We start from the raw sequence: 15,768 nt of genomic DNA, 5'->3' as shown, positions 1-15,768 counted from the left end.
TGCCAGAACCATATCGGTTTGGCAGCCCTTTTTGCATTACGGTTGTTGTTCATCCAATGTTTTTAATTGGCCATTTTCTTCTTCGTAGAACCTCAGCAAGTCGCCGTTGATGATCGATTCGGAATACCGGAGCTCCTCGAGGGCACGTTCAGCATATGGGTCGCATACGCTTTGGTCTTCTACCGGTTCGCCTGTTTCGATATCGTAGCAGACATTCGCCGCATAGACATATTCATCAGTCACAAAGCGCCCGTCACGGAAAATGACGAATTCCTCGTGTTCTTCAGAGAATAAATCTCCGCCGAATTGAATGTCTTTTTCGGTTTCCATGCCCATCAAATGAAGGATCGTTGAACGCATATCCACTTGGCCGCCGATTTCTTCATCGACATAGCCCTTTTCATAACCTGGGATATGGACGAAAAATGGCACTTTTTGCAATTGCGCCGATTCATACGGCGTAATTTCCTTGCCTAGATACTGCGCCATCGCTTCGTTGTGGTTGTCGGAGATACCGTAGTGGTCGCCGTACATCACAATGATGGAGTTTTCGTACAAGCCTTGTTCCTTCAAATCTTCGAACAAGGATTTGACGGCTTCATCTAAATAACGCACCGTCTGGAAATAGCGGTTCAAGGTGCCTGAATTGGAATCGAATTCCTCAATCAGCTTGTCTTCTTCGTCCAACGTGAACGGATGGTGATTCGTAAGCGACAACAGGCGCGTGTAGAACGGCTGCTGCATTTCAGACATATGGCCGACGGATTGCTCGAAGAACGGAATGTCCTTCATGCCCCAGTTGACGGCTTGCCCTTCGCCTACTGTATAGCTCTGGATATCATAGAACTTGTCGATCTCAAGCGATTCGTACATCATGTCGCGGTTCCAGAAGCTTTTCGTATTGGCGTGCTGGACATTGGTCGTATACCCTTCGTTGCCCATCTTTTCCGCCATGGAATTGAATGTATTGCCGCTATGCGTAAAGAACACCGCGCCACCGCTCAACGGGTACATGCCGGTCTCGAGCAAGAACTCTGAGTCGGAAGTTTTCCCAAGCCCAGTCTGGTGGTAAAAGTTCGGGAAATAAATCGTATCTTCGTCTTGTGTCAATTCATTCATGAACGGCGTAACGGTCTCTCCGTTCATTTCATTGTTCAAGACGAAGGTTTGCAAGGATTCGAGCGTGACGACGATTAAATTGCGTCCTTCCGCTGCGCCGAACATCTCTTCAGCTGGTTCTGCCTGGTTCGAACGGACGTAGTTGGTCACTTCCGTCAATTCAGAGCCATCCGCAAGCGCTCGTTGTGCTTGTGATTTCGATTGGATATAGACATCATACAGGTGGTAATTGTACATCCCTAGGTTCTTGACGAGCATTTCGCGGTCAAAGCTTCTCGTCAATAGCTGCGGGCGTTCCGCTTCGGCAAGGCCAAGGTTGAAGAACAAGACAGCTGCCGATAGGACAAAATATGCTTTGCGGTGTGTCGCCGCTGATTTGACTGCGGACTGCTTCTCTTTCACGAAGCGCATTGCCAAAAGAATGATGATGATATCGGCAAAATAGAGAATATCGCTCCAATAGACACTTTCGGCCGCACTATTGCCAAGATCACCGAAATTGTCGGTCTGGAACAATACCGGCAGTGTGATGAAATCCGTGAAGAAGCGGTAAAACGCCACATTACCGTACAAGATAATCGATGTAACGACAGCGATTATGACGATATAGCGGTTTCGTGCTTTCTTGCTCTTGAAGAAGAGCGCGCCTCCATAGGCGAATAATAGTAAGCTTAATGGGTTCAAGAACAGGATGAATTCCTGCAATGCATTGTCGATGGTAATGGAAAAGGCCGTTTTGTAGACGACATATGTCGTCAGCCATGTCGCGATGACTGCGATGGCCAAGACCGAATGCTTAGGCCATTCTTTGTTTTTCATTGCCGCACATCCTCCTCGTCTTACCGGAGCGTTTGTCCGGTTCGCGCGAATTTCAGTTTCAAGTAAATTGGAAATTCAATACCTTATAGTATAGAACAAATCACCTTCGAGCGAAAGCAATTACCCTTAATAGACGCACCAAAACGCTTTCGGTTTCATGATTTTCCTTTTTTCTCGTATTCTGTGCGTTTCTGCCGCAAAATCATCAAGGCAGATGCGTATTCACGCGGCGTGATGAAATCGTGGTCGTACAGCTCGCGAATATCGGATTCCATCAGATCGAGATCCGAAATAAAATCCGCCGTATAGACGATCGTTCCGTATCTTTTCAGTAATTGCATTACATCGTAAAGCTCTTTCATGCTCTCACCGCCTTCGAATCGATTGTTCGTTTTTCCGTGATGATGCCATCGACTGGGATGTCGTGGCTTTCGACAGGCAATTCGCCAGCCAACTGAAAGTCGAATGCCAGCGACCGCGTATTGCCGTTAAAGCCGCTTAAATAGCGGTCATAATAGCCTCCGCCGAAGCCGATTCGATAGCCGCTTTGTGTAAAGACAACACCCGGCACAATCAATAAATCGATGCTTTCGGGGCCGATCGCTTCTGTTTCGGCTTTGATCGGTTCCTGGAGGTCCATGTACACCACTTCCAATTGGCCGAGCTTGTTGAACAGCCGGAAATCCATCGTCCGGTCTTTTGCAAAACATTTCGGGGCGGCGACTCTTTTGCCCAGCCGCCAACACGTTTCGATAAGCGGAATCGTATCCACTTCCGGCCAGCGCGAGATGGTCACCCCGACAGTTTCAGCTTTTTGAAAATCGGGATCTTCCAGAAGTTTCTCTAAAATCGCCGATGACATTTGGGCATGTTGTGATTTTGTAAGTTCACTCATTTGGCCGATGACCGATTTCCTCAACACTGCTTTTTCCATTACGCAAACGCCCCTTCTGCTGAACTGTAGATTGTCTCTATGTATAGTTTCTATAGTAAACTGCGCATAACAAAAGAAAAAGCCAAAACCCCGAGAGGTTTTGGCAGTCAATTACTTACTTCGTTTCACGGTGTGTTGTCATTTTCTTTTCACGTGAGCAATATTTTTTCAATTCAAGACGCTCAGGGTTGTTGCGCTTATTTTTAACAGTGCTGTAGTTTCTTTCGCCACAGTCTGTGCAAGCTAGTGTAATGTTTACACGCATCGATATCCCTCCCAATTCTTTCAAAAAATCCATTTCATTAATAAGCGTGATCTATACGACTTAATTATTATAGCATACCTTCAGTGATTGTCCACTGAAAAATGATGCTTCCCCATCATTTCCCTAAATAAAAAACCACAGCCGGCGCTGTGGTTTTTTGTCATTTGTTCAGATCGTAATGGCGGCCGCGGACGAGGTAGAACAATTGCTCCGCGATATTGGTCGCGTAATCCGCAGAACGTTCCATATAGCGGCAAACAAATGCCAACTGTGTCACTTGGCTGAGCTTTTCGGGCTCTTTAGCGCTGTGCTGGAACAACAGCCGAATTGCTTCACCATACAAATCGTCCACTTCGTCATCGAGGTCGGCAATTTCCTTGGCTTTTTCCACATCTTCTTCTATAAGGGCATCAATGCCCTGGCGCAGCATGGAGGTGGCGAGTTCATGCATGCGCTGGATTTTGTTGATTGGCTCAAGCAGGTCTTGCTGACCGATGCGGATCGTTTCTTTAGCGATATTAACGGCGTAATCCCCAACCCGCTCCATATCCGACGCGACTTTGATCGTGACGATCAAGCGCCGTAGATCGGTCGCAACGGGTGATTGCTTGGCGATCAAGAGGATCACCTGATCGTTCAGTTCTTCTTCGAGGCGGTTGATATCGGCGTCCTCGTCGATTACTTGAAGCGCTTTGTCGATGTCGTGGGCGATAAGCGCCTTCATCGATTTGTCGAGTGCATCGATGGCCATCGTGCTCAGAGTAATCAATTGTTCTTGTGCTGAGTGTAATTCATATTCAAACTTTTCGCGTACTGCCATTTACTGTTCCTCCCATTCATCCATTTCTAAAGGCCAGCAGGAAGCTCGTTCCCGCTGATTAGAGTTGCGGGTCAGCCGAATCGACCTGAGATGTAATCCTCTGTCCGCTTATCTGCAGGGTTCGAGAAGATTGTATCCGTGCGGTCATATTCGATGACTTCGCCGTTCAAGAAGAAGGCAGTTTTATCGGAAATCCGCGCAGCTTGCTGCATATTATGCGTGACGATGATGATGCTGTATTGCTCTTTCAATTCCTGTACCAATTCTTCAATTTTCAAAGTCGAAATCGGGTCAAGTGCAGATGTCGGCTCATCCATCAAGATGACGTCCGGTTCAATCGCCAATGTCCGCGCGATGCAAATCCGTTGCTGTTGGCCGCCCGAGATGCCATATGCATTTTCGTTCAGGCGGTCTTTCACTTCGTCCCAGATGGCTGCGCCGCGCAAGCTTTTTTCGACGATTTCGTCTAGGATTTTCTTGTTTTTGATGCCATGGATGCGCGGGCCATAAGCGATATTGTCGTAAATCGATTTCGGGAACGGGTTCGGCTTTTGAAACACCATGCCGACGCGTGTGCGCAATTCTTCAACACCATAACTGGAATCGAAGATATTGCGGCCGCGGTAGTGGATTTCCCCTGAAGTCTTCACAGAAGGCACCAGTTCCACCATGCGGTTCAAGGTTTTCAAATAAGTCGATTTCCCACAGCCTGATGGCCCGATAATCGCCGTAACTTCGTTTTCCCCGATTTCCAAGTCTATGTTTTTCAAGGCGTGGTTATTGCCATACCATAAATTCAATTGGCGCGTGCTATAAACACTTTCCTTCTCAACTTGTTCTAATGAGGTAGGCTGTGCTGCATTGATTTTCGTTTTGATTGTTGCTGTGTTCATAATGAACTCCCCTTCCGCATGACACTTTAATAGGATTTATCGAATTTGTTCCGAATGAAGACTGCTACTGAATTCATGAATAGCAACACGACCATCAAGACAATGATCCCAGCAGCTGCAACCGTTTGGAATTCAGCTTGCGGGCGGCTTGACCAGTCGTAAATCTGCATCGGCAACGCCGTGAACGTATCCATGACACCTTCCGGCAAAAACTGGATGATGACCGGGATGCCGACCACGATCAAAGGTGCCGTTTCGCCGATGGCCCGTGACAAGGCAAGAATGCTGCCTGTCAAGATGCCAGGAATCGCTGCCGGCAAGATGATGCGCACGATGGTCTGCCATTTGGTTGCGCCCATTCCGTACGATGCGTCGCGCAATTCGCCCGGAACCGAACGGATCGCTTCCTGTGCCGCGACGATAATGACCGGCAGGATGAGCAAGCTCATCGTAAAGCCTGCTGCAAGGATACTGTTGCCGAGCGCTAATGCGCGGACAAAAATCGTCAATCCCAAAAGTCCGAAGACGACTGACGGAACCCCCGCCAAGTTAGAGATATTCATTTGGATAAATGTCGTGATGCGCCCTTTTTTGGCGTATTCTTCTAAATAAATCGCAGATCCCACACCGAGCAAAATGGATGTCGGGGCAACTACAGCCATCAGCCAGATCGACCCGACGAGCGCCGCTTTAATCCCCGCTTGATCCGGGAACCGTGAAGCGAAATTGGTAAGGAAATCGAGCGATAGATGTCCCGCTCCTTGACTGACGATCCGGTACAGCAAGATGACCAACGCCAGCAGCGCGAGCGCCGTCGCAAACATGAAGAGCCCTTGAAAGACCCGGTTGACGACCATCCGGCCGTTCATGCGCCGGACGACTTTTTCCTGTTCAATGTATCTCATCTTAATATTCCTCCCGGAAACGTTTTGACATATACCCAGCCAGGATATTCATCGCCATCGTGAAGAGGAATAAGGTAAACCCGACCGCATAGATGGAATAGTAGATCGTCGTTCCATAGCCGGCATCGCCTTTGGATACTTGCACGATATAGGCTGTCATCGTCTGGATCGAACCAGTGAAATCGCCATCGAATTTCGGCGTTGAACCTGCCGCAAGCGAAACGATCATCGTCTCGCCGATCGCACGGGACAAGCCGAGTACAACCGACGCAATGATGCCGGACAATGCTGCGGGAACGGTGATTTTCCAAGCGACTTCAAATTTTGTCGAACCCATGGCAAGCGCGCCATCGCGAATGCTTTTCGGGACAGACGACATGGCGTCTTCCGACAATGATGCGATCATCGGGATGATCATGATGCCGACGACAATCCCTGGTGAAATCGCATTGAAAATCTTGATCTCCGGGAAAAAGCTTTGCAATACAGGCGTCACAAACGTTAAGGCGAAAAAGCCGTAGACGATAGTTGGGACTCCTGCCAAGACTTCAAGAACCGGCTTGACGACGCGTCTTACGTTGTCAGAAGCATATTCGCTCAAGTAAATGGCAGCCGAAATACCGATCGGCACAGCCACGACAATCGCGATGCCGGTAATTTTCAATGTGCCGACGATTAACGGCCAAATGCCGAATTGCGCTCCGCTATTGGCGAACGGCAGCCAAGTTGTGCCAAGGATGAATTCGGACAGTGGCACTCTTGTAAAGAAAGTGACCGTTTCTATGATTAATGTCAAGACAATACCGATGGTTGTCAAGACCGAAACAGAAGCGATCAGGAACAACAAAACCGGTATGAGTTTCTCAATGATTTTTTTGCTCTTCTTATCTTTCGACTTTGCGATCAGTTCTTGAACCGATGTGCGCATAATAGAATCCCCTTTCAACCGCAAAAGGCGAGCAGCAGCTGCTCACCCTAAGACTGAACTTGCAACTTGATTTATTTCAACGCTTCAAGATCTGCCAAGCCTTGTTCATAATCCTCTACTGCCAATGGAACGTATCCGACAGCTTCAGCCATTTGCCCAGCATTCTCTAAAGTGAACTGCATGAAATCGTATGCCGCTTCATCTTCAGCAATTTTCGCATTGTTGGCGTAAGTGAAGAGCGGGCGTGACAGTGGCGAATAGTCACCGGATTCGATTGTTTCAGGAGTTGGCTCGACGCCATCAATAGTTACGACTTTCAATGTATCTTGGTTCGCGATGTAGTATGCATAGCCGAAGAATCCGATCGCATTTGGATCTCCTTGGATTCCTTGTACAAGCGTGTTGTCATCTTCAGACAATGTCGCCGATTCGACGATGTCTTCTTCTTCTAGGATGACTTCATTGAAATAATCGTATGTTCCAGAAGCTGTACCTGGTGCATAGAATACGACTTCTTCATCCGGCCATTCCGGGTTGATGTCTGACCACATTTTCGTGCTGCCATCTTCTACCCAAAGTTTTTTCAGGTCTTCAACTGTCAAATCCTCTACCCAGTCGTTTTCCTGGTTGACGACTACTGATAGCCCGTCATAAGCAAGAAGGAATTCTGTGTATTCGATGCCTGCTTCTTCTAGAGCAGCTGCTTCTTCTTCTTTAATTGGTCGAGAAGCATTCGAGAAAGCTGTTTCACCTTGGATAAATTTTTCGAATCCACCGCCCGTACCGGAAACACCGACCGTTACTTGGACTTCAGGTTGAACTGCTGCGTATTCTTCAACAATGCCTTCGAGGATTGGCGCGACTGTAGATGATCCATCACCAGTGACCGAACCTTCTAGTACTGCTTCGTCTGAAGCGGAATCAGCCGTTTCGCTGCCTGTTGCAGTTTCTTCTGTGCTGCCACATGCGCCAAGTAGAAATGCCGTTCCAAGAATTGTTGATGCCATAGCGAACTTCCAGTTTCTCATTTTAATGTTTCCCCCTAATATGGTTTGTTGTTTACAAGACCAACTATACGATTCTATTGTTGAGGACATATGAAGCCATTGTTAAGAAATTGTAAATGACCAAAGTCTTATTGAAAAAAACAAAAACCGCCCAACCAGCGTCCGTTTCAGGACTTTGGTTGGGCGGTTTGTTTCATCTAGATGGAAAGCTATTTTATTCAATTCGTGTTCCGCTAAAAGGCGGCTTGATTTCATTCGCTTCGTCTTCGCTGCGCTGTTCTTTCAATTCGAAATACTTGTCTGCTGCTGCGCGGGCGATTTCGTTATTGGTCTTTGGCACTTTGGTTGGATCGGTCGTCACATACGGAATGACAACGGCGTAAGCAATTTCCGGATCTTCGTAAGGAGCGAAGCCGACGTGTGCAATGTTGACGTTTAACGTATTGTGTAATGGGTGGTCGCGGTCATAGAAGATCGCTTCCGCTGTCCCGGTCTTGCCGGCCGCGGTGTATGGCGTGTCGCTAAACTGGGCGCGTGCTGAACCGGAGCTGCCGATATACACATTGCGCATCCCTTCTTTAACACGGTCGATTTCTTCTTGCGTATTATTGATGCGGTTCATGATCTTCGGTTCGATGACCGTCTCGATCGGACCGAGCGTCTCGCCGTCTGGAGAAGCTTTTCGGATCTCCTTGACGACATGCGGCTGCATACGGTAGCCGTCGTTTGCGATAGTAGAAATATATTGGGCGAGTTGCATCGGTGTATACGTATCAAACTGGCCAATAGCTAGGTCTAGCAGTAAACTCCCTCGGCTCGTATTCCCAAGATAGCCGGTGCCTTCATTCGGCAAATCAATACCGGTCTCTACTCCGAGCCCAAATTGCGCAAACGAGTTACGCATGATTCCAAAGCTTTCAGGCCCTATATTGAGACCTCGGTTATACTGATATTCCAAACCTGCAATTTTTAATGCAATTTTAAACATATAGACGTTGGATGAACGTTCAATCGCCATCAAATCGTTCATCGGGATGCGATTAAACGGTGTCGTGTTGAAAATTGAATTTTTCTGTTTAGTGCTCTTAAACTTCAGTGGTTCATCGATTTGCACTTCGCCAATCTCGACAGCGTCTTGCTCATATCCTGTCAGCAAAGTGGCCCCCTTAACGGTGGACCCCATTTCGTGGGCAGCCGTAAAGGTACCGAACGCGTAGTCATTGACGACACGCTTGCCATTTTCATCTTCACCGACGCGTTTACCGACCATCGACAACACATCCCCCGTTTTAGGGTCCATCATGACCAAGTACGCATCCTTGACTAGCTGTGAGTTCGGGCCCGCTTTTAAAGCAAGCAACTTCTCTTCGACGATTTTTTCCAACTCATACTGGAGTTCGCTGTCTATCGTCAGCACCAAGTCTTTTCCGGGCTCGCCTTCATCTACAGGCACTGTTTCGATGACACGCCCACGCCCGTCAGTGACGTTTTTGACGCTCGATTTCTGCCCTTGCAGCACATCTTCATACTGCTGCTCCAAAAAGCTCGTGCCGACGCGGTCATTGCGGGAATAATCACGGCTTAGATAATAATCAAGACGATTGGCTGGAATCCCTTGGTCAGGTGTTGTCGTGCTGCCGAGAATCGTCAAATCGGTCATTTTCACACGCTTCCAGTCGGTGATTGTATTGACTCCTTCCAGCTTCGGATCGGTCAAGCGCTCTGACACCACGGCAAATTCTTCATCGGTCACGCCTTCGCCTTTAATGATCTGCGGCGATAAGGCATAGCCTGATGACATTTCCCGGTAAATCGCGAGAACTTCCAATTGTTCCTCTGTCAGGCTATTAAGTTCTTCATCCGTGATTTTCTCGCGGACTAAAGCATCGAGCTTCTGCTGCTTCTCTTTCTGAGGAATATCCTCAGCCTCGATCGCAGCACGTTCTTCCGGTGTCACTTTTTCCGTGGCGCTCTCTGTATTCAATTGTATGTAAAAGTCTTGCTTATCGCGCAAAGTCACTTTCTTCGTATCTTTTTCGATCAATTTGGCGAGTTCTTTTGCCACTTCCATCATCTCGCTGCTCTTGGTCGTCTGCATCTTCGTATAGGTAATGCTGTTGACGGGCTCGTTATCGACTTGCAGGCGCCCGGCGGAATCAAAAATCCTGCCACGCGGCACGCTTGTATTGACCGCAACTTCCTCGGTTCTCGCAATCGCCCGGGCATAATCTTCCCCTTTAACAATCTGCAAATACCCTAGCCGCAGGATGAGCATGGAAAACAGCAGAAAAATAGCAAAAAAGAGAATGTTCATCCGAAAGGTCGTATTGGACTGGAGTTTGGACTTTGCCAGCGACACACGACGTTTTTGAGGGGTTTTCATGAGCACGTAGCTCCTTTCAAAAAAATATCCAGTTGTTAGTATAGCACGGACATAAAAAAACACACACTTTTTCAGACAAAAAAGTGTGTGTCCAGGTTTCAATATTTAACAATTATTTAGCAGCTTCGTAGCGCTTGGAAACTTCGTCCCAGTTAACAACATTCCAGAATGCTGCCAAATAGTCAGGGCGTCGGTTCTGGTATTTCAAGTAGTAAGCATGCTCCCAAACGTCCACTCCAAGAATCGGCGTTTTGCCTTCAGATAGTGGAGAATCCTGGTTTGGCGTTGAAGTGACTTCAAGCTCGCCGTTAGAGACGACTAGCCAAGCCCAGCCAGAACCGAAACGTGTTTTGCCTGCAGCTTCGAATTTTTCTTTGAACTCGTCAAAGCTTCCGAATTTGCTGTTGATCGCGTCAGCTACTGCGCCAGTCGGCTGTCCGCCACCATTCGGGGAAAGAAGCTGCCAGAATAGCGAGTGGTTCGCATGGCCGCCGCCGTTGTTGCGGACAGCTGTGCGGATATCTTCCGGCACTGCGTTCAAATCAGAAACCAATTCTTCAATTGATTTTGAAGAAAGATCGTCATGACCTTCCAAGGCCGCATTTACGTTTGTTACGTACGTGTTGTGGTGTTTCGTGTGGTGAATGTTCATTGTCTCTTTGTCGATGTGCGGTTCTAGCGCATCGTACGCGTAAGGTAGTTCCGGTAGTTCGTATGCCATGATTAAATTCCTCCTTGAGTCTATTGTTCTACTTTCTTAGCGTATCAAAATTTTCAAACCGACACAAATATAAAGCATATGGACCTGCCTTTTTCAGACCTTAGTCGGAGACGGCAGTCAAATCACCCAGAAGAACAAGCCGACCATCACGGCCTGAATGATGCCTTTTGTCAGTGCGGAAGTAATAAAACCGACCACCGAACCGATTCCGGAGCGAATCGATTTTTTAATCGATGATTTGTTGACGAGCATCTCTGCGATGATGGCGCCGAGGAACGGGCCAATGAGAATGCCGGCAAACGGGATGATAAATGGGCCGAAAATCAATCCGACAGTACTGCCCACCAAACCCGCTTTTGAACCGCCGAATTTTTTCACGCCGACTGCATTGGCCAAAAAGTCTGCACCGAACAATAACAGGACGAATAAGATTTCGATGAGCCAGAACCACCATGGCAAATCAGCAAAGCTGAAAAATAGGCCATAAATGATGAATCCGCCGAAAATGAACAGCGACGCCGGGATGACCGGATACACAAGTCCGATGAAACCGATGGCAAAAAACACAATTACAAAAACCCAGCCGACAATTTCGAGCATCACGAACCCTCCTTTTCCGATATAAAAACTCCCTTTCATCGTGCCCTACATTTCAAGAAATGTAAAGGATGAAAGGGAGTATGGATCAAGTGCGGTTGCCGAGGATGGCTTCCGCGATATTGACGGAGTGGTCGCCGATCCGCTCCAAGTTGCTGACGATATCGACGAAGACGATTCCCGCTTGTGCGGAACATGCGCCTTCGTTCAGGCGAAGGATGTGTTTTTTACGGAATTTGCGTTCCATTTTGTCGATCAGGTCTTCCTGCTCTGCCACTTCACGAGCAAGTTCGTGGCTTGTCGTGTCGAGTGCATCAAGTGATTTCGAAACCGTGGCAATGGTCAATGTGAACATTTCGTCCAAGTCTTCCATTGCTTCGCCGGTCAATTTCACTTTATTGGCTTCTTGGTAATCGATCAATTCGATGATGTTCTCGAAATGGTCGCCGATCCGTTCGATATCACGGACCGTTTCCATCAGCATCGTGTGGCGAGTGGAATCCGCTGCCGAAATCGATTCTGCGGAAATGAGCACCAGGTAATCGGTAATTTTGCCATCCAGGTTATTGATGGCATCTTCCAATTGATAGCCCATTTCAGCATGTTTCTTGCTTTTCGTTTTCAAATACTCATACGTTTCTTCCAGTCCTTGCACAGAATATTTACCCATGCGCAACACTTCTTCTTTGGCCTGGCCAAGAGCGATCGATGGCGATTGCTCGATGAAGTTTAAGTCCAGATGCTTCGGCTTGAATTCGACAAGTACTTCGTCGCCAGGAATCACTTTCGTAACAAGGTATGCCCAGGCCCCGATCAATGGGAATTGAATCAAAGTGTTCGCAATGTTGAACGTCCCGTGCGCGAAGGCAATCTGCATTTTCGCTTCCAAATTCAATACGGCTGTGAGCCATTCGACGTATGCTGTAAACGGCACCAGCAGGATTAGGAAGATAATGGAGCCGATGACATTGAACAGAACGTGGACAGCTGCTGCACGGCGCGCTGCAATGGATGTACCGAGTGCTGCGAGCACGGCTGTGACGGTCGTTCCGATGTTGTCACCGAATAGAACCGGCAAAGCAGCATCGAGGCTGAGCAGGTTCTCTGCATACAAACCTTGAAGAATGGCAATCGTTCCGCTCGAACTTTGGACGATGAATGTAAAGATTGTCCCAGCTGCAACGCCAAGGATTGGGAATTCACTCAAGTTGACAGTCATGTCGATGAATGCTGGCAATTCACGCAGCGGCTTCATCGCGCCGCTCATCGTTTCCATCCCGAAGAACAAGCCGCCAAAGCCGAAGATGACTTGGCCGATGTTTTGGATTTGGTTTTTCTTGAAGAAGAAAATCAAGAATGCACCTACTGCCATGATCGGCAGTGAGTAGGCTCCAACATCGAGACCGATAATGAATGCCGTCACGGTTGTCCCGATATTCGCACCCATGATGACGCCGATCGCTTGTCTAAGCGTCATGAAACCGGCACTGACGAGTCCGACAACGATAACGGTTGTTCCTGAACTCGACTGGATCAGGATGGTTACAATGATACCAACCAAGACACCCATGAACGGATTGGTCGTAAAACGGTCCAAAATGTCCCGTAGTTTATCGCCCGCAGCTTTCTGCAAAGCGTCACCCATATACTTGATTGAGAATAGGAAAATACCGAGTCCCCCAAAGAAGGTAAACAGTAATTCCTGCCAATTCATTTCCACGATTCACATTCAACTCCTAAATATAACGTAATGACACCTCACCTATTATGAAGACTTCGCTAAGTAAATGTAAATACCTTTATTGAAAATTTACAAACCCGTAACATAAGACCCCGGCATTCCCTATTTAACGTGATAATATTACAATACATAAGGAAAGGAAGATCGATGTGAACCTCTATCAACTATTCAAAGCAAGTTTTATGGAACCGAAAAAACGGGCGGCGGTCCGTATCATGCCGATCGGACGCATTCTGAAATTCGTTTTTCTTTTCATCGCTTTGCTGTCGCTTATTTCATTCACCGAATTCACACTCGGCATCGGCTCGAGCTCCTCTGAACTGGAAGGCCTGCTGCAATTCATAGAAGAAATCGATTGGCTGCTGTACCCGTTTGCACTCATTTTTCTATTCGTCTCGACGACGCTCTACCATTTCATCAAAATCAGCGTCTTTGCGGCATTCGGCTATGGCTTCCTTGTATTGCTCAAGCGTCGCGGTGAATACCGCCATATGTGGCGTACAGCTGCACTTGCTGTCACCGTCCCAACCATTGTTGCGTACGTCGCGAGCTTCTGGACCAATAACTTATGGATATCCCTCGCGACTTCCATCTGGACACTGTTTCTTCTATATAGTGCAGCTCGTTTCTATCCAAAAGCCCCACCCGCAAAAAAATAGTGCTTGTATTGCAGCGCTGTAAAGAATCCTGCGCTTACAGCCGTCTTTCTTGTCTTTTCAAACGAGACACTGCTAAAATGGCTATAGGCAAGAGAAATAGACTCGCACGTGAAATCCGTGCATAGAAAGCTGAGTGAACCGTCCGGATTACCGGAAACTCACAAAAAGGAGAGATTTTTAACATGAGCGAAATGACTCACCGTTCAAAAACACGCCCCGTCAAAGTCGGCGATATAACGATTGGCGGCAGCAATGAACTATTCATACAAAGTATGGCAACAACGAAAACACACGACGTAGAAGCAACGGTCGCGGAGATTCTCCGCCTTGAAGAAGCCGGATGCCAAGTCGTCCGTGTCGCTTGCCCCGATGAGCGAGCAGCTTATGCCATCGGCGAAATCAAGAAACGCATCAATATCCCTTTGGTCGTCGATATCCATTTCGACTACAAATTAGCGTTGATCGCCATCGAGCAAGGTGCCGATAAAATCCGCATCAATCCAGGCAATATCGGCCGCCGCGAAAAAGTCGAAGCGGTTGTCAACGCTGCAAAAGCGAAAGGCATCCCGATCCGCATCGGCGTCAACGCCGGTTCACTCGAACGGAAAATTCTCGAGAAATACGGCTATCCGACAGCGGACGGCATGGTGGAATCAGCATTGCACCATATCAAGATCCTAGAAGACCTTGATTTTCACGACATCATCGTGTCACTGAAAGCCTCCGACGTGAGCCTAGCCATCGAAGCATACGAGAAAGCATCGAAAGCATTCGACTACCCGCTCCACCTCGGCATCACGGAATCCGGTACATTGTTCTCAGGAACCGTGAAAAGTTCTGCAGGTCTTGGGGCATTGCTCGCCAAAGGCATCGGCAACACGCTCCGCGTCTCCTTGAGCGCAGACCCTGTCGAAGAAGTCAAAGTAGCCCGTGAACTATTGAAAGTTTTCGGACTATCTTCAAACGCAGCGACGCTCATCTCATGCCCGACTTGTGGACGCATCGAAATCGATTTGATTTCCATCGCGAACGAAGTGGAAGAATACATCTCCCACATCAAAGCACCGCTTAAAGTCGCTGTGCTCGGCTGTGCCGTGAACGGCCCGGGTGAAGCACGCGAAGCTGATATCGGCATTGCCGGCGCACGCGGCGAAGGCCTGCTCTTCATGCACGGAAAAACAGTCCGTAAAGTGCCTGAAGAAACAATGGTCGAGGAATTGAAGATCGAGATCGATAAATTGGCAGAAGAATATTTCGCCAAACAAGCAGAAGAGAAAAAACAAAAAGAATTGGAACAACAACAAGTATAAGGTTGTGATCATATGTACCGATTTGGCATCGATATCGATGGCACCGTCACCTGTCCCACTTCGTTGATTCCGCATATCAATGAAGCGTTTGGCAGTGAATTGACCATCGAAGATATCCGGGAATACGACCTGACAGCGGCTTTGCCGCAGCTCGACAAAAAAGAGTTCTACTCCTGGTTCAAAAAGCACGAACCGAAAATTTATGCGTCTTCCCCTATTTCGAAAGACGCCAAGCAAATCATCAATAACTGGAAAGACCAATACGAACTGTATTTTATCTCCGCTCGCGGAGATAACGTGCGAAACGTTACATTCGATTGGTTCGAACAGCATGCCATTGCTTACGACCATATCGAATTGATCGGCACGCATAAAAAAATCAGCACCGCCAAAGCGCATAATGTCGATTTGTTTTTCGAAGACAAACATGACAATGCAGTTGAGATTTCTGAGGAACTGGACATCCCGGTTATTTTGTTCGATACCCCTTACAACCGTGAGCCGGTGCCGAATAAAGTGGTCCGCGTCTATGATTGGCTCGAAGCCGAACAATGGGTGAAAAAAGAATTCGGCGTCCAACAGGAATTGCTCAAGCGGTAAACGAAGAGCGCAAGTCAAACTTGCGCTCTTTTTTTATTTGCCCGTTTCTATCGTAAGCAGATGAAAA

At 47.8% G+C, this 15,768-nt stretch carries 16 protein-coding genes; 3 read left to right on the top strand and 13 right to left on the bottom strand.

Going from position 1 to position 15,768, the window contains the following annotated elements:
• Positions 1–36 precede the first annotated feature (36 nt).
• The 13 genes from ON064_RS12055 to ON064_RS11995 all read right to left on the bottom strand — a co-directional run bounded on the left by ON064_RS12055 (position 37) and on the right by ON064_RS11995 (position 13,111).
• Positions 37–1,938, bottom strand: coding sequence for an LTA synthase family protein (locus ON064_RS12055; RefSeq protein WP_274624960.1), 1,902 nt, complete (start codon positions 1,936–1,938; stop codon positions 37–39).
• Between the two features lie 155 nt (positions 1,939–2,093).
• Positions 2,094–2,300, bottom strand: coding sequence for a YqgQ family protein (locus ON064_RS12050; RefSeq protein ID WP_274624959.1), 207 nt, complete (start codon positions 2,298–2,300; stop codon positions 2,094–2,096).
• Positions 2,297–2,872 (bottom strand): 5-formyltetrahydrofolate cyclo-ligase, encoded by a 576-nt coding sequence (locus ON064_RS12045; protein WP_274624958.1) that lies wholly within the window; start codon positions 2,870–2,872, stop codon positions 2,297–2,299. The genes ON064_RS12050 and ON064_RS12045 overlap by 4 nt, the downstream gene beginning before the upstream one ends.
• Before the next feature lie 115 nt (positions 2,873–2,987).
• A complete protein-coding gene (gene rpmG, locus ON064_RS12040; RefSeq protein WP_082799233.1) occupies positions 2,988–3,137 on the bottom strand; it encodes a 50S ribosomal protein L33 in 150 nt (49 codons plus the stop codon).
• Positions 3,138–3,297: 160 nt separating this feature from the next.
• The gene (phoU, locus tag ON064_RS12035) at positions 3,298–3,957 is read right to left on the bottom strand and encodes a phosphate signaling complex protein PhoU (RefSeq protein WP_274624957.1); all 660 of its coding nucleotides are present in this window, start codon (positions 3,955–3,957) and stop codon (positions 3,298–3,300) included.
• Between the two features lie 71 nt (positions 3,958–4,028).
• Positions 4,029–4,850: a phosphate ABC transporter ATP-binding protein PstB gene (gene pstB / locus ON064_RS12030; protein WP_274624956.1), complete on the bottom strand. Its 822-nt coding sequence runs from the start codon at positions 4,848–4,850 to the stop codon at positions 4,029–4,031.
• A 26-nt stretch (positions 4,851–4,876) separates the two neighbouring features.
• Positions 4,877–5,755 (bottom strand): phosphate ABC transporter permease PstA, encoded by an 879-nt coding sequence (gene pstA / locus ON064_RS12025; RefSeq protein ID WP_274624955.1) that lies wholly within the window; start codon positions 5,753–5,755, stop codon positions 4,877–4,879.
• A gap of 1 nt (position 5,756) precedes the next feature.
• Complete coding sequence (pstC, locus tag ON064_RS12020; RefSeq protein ID WP_274624954.1) at positions 5,757–6,683, bottom strand: phosphate ABC transporter permease subunit PstC; 927 nt, start codon at positions 6,681–6,683, stop codon at positions 5,757–5,759.
• Between the two features lie 71 nt (positions 6,684–6,754).
• Entirely contained in the window at positions 6,755–7,711 is a 957-nt protein-coding gene (locus tag ON064_RS12015) for a PstS family phosphate ABC transporter substrate-binding protein (protein ID WP_274624953.1), read from the bottom strand.
• A 193-nt stretch (positions 7,712–7,904) separates the two neighbouring features.
• Positions 7,905–10,073: a penicillin-binding transpeptidase domain-containing protein gene (locus tag ON064_RS12010; RefSeq protein WP_274624952.1), complete on the bottom strand. Its 2,169-nt coding sequence runs from the start codon at positions 10,071–10,073 to the stop codon at positions 7,905–7,907.
• A 112-nt stretch (positions 10,074–10,185) separates the two neighbouring features.
• The gene (gene sodA / locus ON064_RS12005) at positions 10,186–10,794 is read right to left on the bottom strand and encodes a superoxide dismutase SodA (RefSeq protein WP_058380907.1); all 609 of its coding nucleotides are present in this window, start codon (positions 10,792–10,794) and stop codon (positions 10,186–10,188) included.
• A gap of 117 nt (positions 10,795–10,911) precedes the next feature.
• A complete protein-coding gene (locus tag ON064_RS12000) occupies positions 10,912–11,394 on the bottom strand; it encodes a DUF456 domain-containing protein (protein ID WP_121299987.1) in 483 nt (160 codons plus the stop codon).
• A gap of 85 nt (positions 11,395–11,479) precedes the next feature.
• Positions 11,480–13,111, bottom strand: a complete 1,632-nt coding sequence (locus ON064_RS11995) for a Na/Pi cotransporter family protein (RefSeq protein WP_274624951.1) — start codon at positions 13,109–13,111, stop codon at positions 11,480–11,482.
• A 170-nt stretch (positions 13,112–13,281) separates the two neighbouring features.
• Here ON064_RS11995 and ON064_RS11990 point away from each other — a divergent pair, with 170 nt between their 5' ends.
• The 3 genes from ON064_RS11990 to ON064_RS11980 all read left to right on the top strand — a co-directional run bounded on the left by ON064_RS11990 (position 13,282) and on the right by ON064_RS11980 (position 15,701).
• Positions 13,282–13,791 (top strand): DUF1189 family protein, encoded by a 510-nt coding sequence (locus ON064_RS11990; protein WP_274624950.1) that lies wholly within the window; start codon positions 13,282–13,284, stop codon positions 13,789–13,791.
• Between the two features lie 191 nt (positions 13,792–13,982).
• Positions 13,983–15,101 (top strand): flavodoxin-dependent (E)-4-hydroxy-3-methylbut-2-enyl-diphosphate synthase, encoded by a 1,119-nt coding sequence (ispG, locus tag ON064_RS11985; protein ID WP_274624961.1) that lies wholly within the window; start codon positions 13,983–13,985, stop codon positions 15,099–15,101.
• Positions 15,102–15,113: 12 nt separating this feature from the next.
• The gene (locus ON064_RS11980; protein ID WP_121299995.1) at positions 15,114–15,701 is read left to right on the top strand and encodes a hypothetical protein; all 588 of its coding nucleotides are present in this window, start codon (positions 15,114–15,116) and stop codon (positions 15,699–15,701) included.
• Positions 15,702–15,768: the final 67 nt, after the last annotated feature.

It is taken from the genome of Planococcus sp. A6, assembly GCF_028823615.1.
GTDB lineage: Bacteria > Bacillota > Bacilli > Bacillales_A > Planococcaceae > Planococcus.
The sequence above is the reverse complement of the archived record's forward strand: the minus strand, read 5'-3'. Positions and strand labels throughout refer to the sequence as shown.